This is a genomic window from Treponema sp. R6D11 (genome assembly GCF_054786075.1).
The window spans coordinates 1-1,094 of record NZ_BDHD01000384.1 but is presented as its reverse complement, the minus strand read 5'-3'; the positions used below and the strand labels follow the sequence as shown (position 1 = coordinate 1,094).

2 protein-coding genes are annotated in these 1,094 nt (G+C 42.4%); both read right to left on the bottom strand.

What is annotated here, in order from left to right:
• A partial coding sequence (locus ACYVTD_RS13330) for a DUF4954 family protein (RefSeq protein ID WP_461248225.1) occupies positions 1 to 805 on the bottom strand: 805 nt, incomplete at its 3' end.
• A 33-nt stretch (positions 806 to 838) separates the two neighbouring features.
• Positions 839 to 967, bottom strand: a complete 129-nt coding sequence (locus tag ACYVTD_RS13325) for a hypothetical protein (RefSeq protein WP_461248224.1) — start codon at positions 965 to 967, stop codon at positions 839 to 841.
• Positions 968 to 1,094 lie beyond the last annotated feature (127 nt).

Below are 1,094 nucleotides of genomic sequence, written 5' to 3'. Positions count from 1 at the left end.
ACGACTGTATCGTAATATTTTTAAGTTTGTTCGCTCCCTTAATGTAAGCGTTCTCCCCTACCGCCGTATCCTTGATAATCAAACAACTTTTAATCACTGCGTTTGAACCGATAACTCCGTAACTGCCTCTAAAGCCGCCGTACTGTTTTTGCGTAATCTCCGCCAGCTTGCTTGTTAAGGCGGTATCATCTCGGTATGCCGCCCAAAGATAGGCGTCCGCAGTTATCATTTTATCGAACGGCAGAATGGAACGTCCGCCCGCTTCGTTCATTACATCGATCCAAACACGCACCTCTTCGGCTTCGCCGTCCTTTATTACGCCGTTACCGAACTTTGCGTGGTTGGTAGTCTGCAATTCATCAATTCTTGAAAGTATGCAGTTGTTCCCGATTATGTAATTGCAAATAAACGCACATTCCTGAATTGCCGTGTCATCGCCAATGTCGCAGGAAACAATTGTGCTGTTACGAATCCCTGATGGAATACAAAAGTCATGATGTTTAAGGAGAACATTTTGCAAAGTGCCTATGCGGACAAGACCGTAAAAATTTGAGTCACGGATTAGCGAAGGGTCAAAAGGATCGGTTACAAGGAAGTCGTCCCACTTTGAGCAAGTATTTCTATTTTGAATAAGTATCTCAATTTCCGCAGGTTTCAGTTTTCGCCAACTGTCTTTCTTTTTGGAAAACAATTCCGCCTGCTGAGCGTTCCTTTGCCAGTACTCGTCCGCTCCCTGCGACAAATACTCGGCAGGGATAAAGTCGTAACCATGTCGCTCTATCGGCAAGACGTTTTTAGCTTTCATGGACTTATTATACAATTTTTACAGAAAAAGTCTTTAGTGACTTTGTACCGACAAATTCGCTTGTTGCTCTTTATGTTCTTCTTTATTCCCTTTATATGCACAAAAAAGCCCGAACACAAAAAGAGGGACACCGACCATCGCAAAAAGAATTAACATCTCCATAAATTACTCCTTATTTTTAGCAATTACAATAATGCCGCCAATAAAAAATCCTATCGCAAGACCACCTCCCAACAGGAAGGTATTAAATGGGTCTAAACCACCTCTCAAGATAGAACCCAATAACAAG